2 protein-coding genes are annotated in these 1683 nt (G+C 55.0%); both read left to right on the top strand.

Going from position 1 to position 1683, the window contains the following annotated elements; genetic code table 11:
* The coding region (locus QZL66_RS00265) for a hypothetical protein (protein WP_293601728.1) at positions 1–296 on the top strand (296 nt) is incomplete at its 5' end.
* Positions 297–358: 62 nt separating this feature from the next.
* Positions 359–1651: an O-acetylhomoserine aminocarboxypropyltransferase/cysteine synthase family protein gene (locus tag QZL66_RS00260; protein WP_022409770.1), complete on the top strand. Its 1293-nt coding sequence runs from the start codon at positions 359–361 to the stop codon at positions 1649–1651.
* Positions 1652–1683: the final 32 nt, after the last annotated feature.

Raw genomic sequence — 1683 nt, 5'->3', positions numbered from 1 at the left:
TTCGAGGGCGGAGCGAACAAGACCGCTCCGCCCTGTATCCCGCTTGCTGTGCCACAATTTTGGAAACGTTCCGGCGGAACGTTTTCAACGGAATATGCGTTGATACGAAAACAAATTTTTGTTTTGTGAAATTGGCAGATACGGCACGCCGTGTCCCTACAAACAGATTGAAACCCTCTCCGTCCCTTTCAGGGGAGGCAAAAGACACAGCGCAGCCGTTCCGGCAGGCATCCTGTTTTGATTTGCGTGATTTTCTTTCAATTCCTATTGACGAACTAGGCGGGATTGTGTTATAATGAGCAGGAACGGGGAATTTTTTGATTCCCTCAGCATGACATACAGAAAGGATTGTTTTTTCATGGAAGAAAAAAATTACCACTTTGAAACCAAGCAGCTCCACGTGGGTCAGGAACAGCCGGATCCGGTCACTGACGCAAGAGCCGTTCCGATTTATGCCACCACCTCCTATGTCTTTGCAAACTCTGCACAGGCAGCAGGCCGTTTCGGTCTGACCGAACCGGGCAACATCTACACCCGTCTGATGAACCCCACCACCGATGTCTTTGAGAAGAGAATCGCTGCACTGGAAAACGGCGCTGCTGCGCTGGCAACTGCCACCGGTTCCGCTGCCATTGACTACGCCATCCGGAACATCGCCGGCGTTGGCGACCACGTCGTTTCCTCTCAGACCGTGTACGGCGGCACCTACAACCTGTTCGCCAACACCTTCAAGGAAATCGGCATCGACACCACATTCGTGGATGCCCACGACGTTACTGCCATCGAAGCTGCCATTCAGCCCAACACCAAGGCTGTCTATGTGGAATCGCTGGGCAACCCCAACTCTGATGTCGTAGACATGGAGGCAATCGCAGCAGTGGCACACGCACACGGCATTCCGCTGATCGTGGACAATACATTTGCCACACCGTTCCTGTTCCGTCCGCTGGATCACGGCGCAGATATCGTGGTACACTCCGCAACCAAATTCATCGGCGGCCACGGCACTGTCATGGGCGGCGTTGTCGTCGACGGCGGCAAGTTCGACTGGGAGCAGAACGACAAGTTCCCGGGTCTGACACAGCCGAACCCGTCCTACCACGGCGTTGTATTCACCAAGGCTTGCGGCAACATCGCCTATGTGATGAAGCTCCGCACCACCCTGATGCGTGATACCGGCGCAACCCTGTCGCCGTTCCACTCGTTCCTGCTGCTCCAGGGTCTGGAGACCCTGTCCCTGCGTGTCGAGCGCCACGTGGAGAACGCCCTGAAGGTGGTTGACTTCCTGAAGAATCACCCCATGGTCAAGAAGGTGCACCACCCGTCTCTGGCAGAGGGCAGAGAAAAGGAGCTGTACGACAAGTACTATCCCAACGGCGGTGCTTCCATCTTTACGTTTGAACTGAACGGCACCAAGGCGCAGGCACAGAAGTTCACCGAATCGCTGGAACTGTTCTCCCTGCTGGCAAATGTGGCAGACGTGAAGTCCCTGGTCATCCATCCCGGTTCGACCACACACTCCCAGATGAACGACGAAGAACTGCTCCACGCCGGCATCACCCCGACGACCATCCGTCTGTCCATCGGCACAGAGCACATCGACGACATTCTGGCAGATCTGGAACACGGTTTCGAGGCTGTGAAGGAATAAGAACCTGTCTTCACAAGCGTATACAAGTGTCT

Origin of the sequence: Ruminococcus sp. CAG:330 (assembly GCF_000437175.1) — a bacterium.
Classification (GTDB): Bacteria; Bacillota; Clostridia; order Oscillospirales; family Ruminococcaceae; genus Ruminococcus_C.
This window is presented reverse-complemented; position numbering and strand designations above follow the sequence as displayed.

Bases quoted from the DNA above. Each gene is read 5' to 3' on its own strand.
- QZL66_RS00260 (WP_022409770.1), top strand. From the start codon at position 359: ATGGAAGAAAAAAATTACCACTTTGAAACCAAGCAGCTCCACGTGGGT.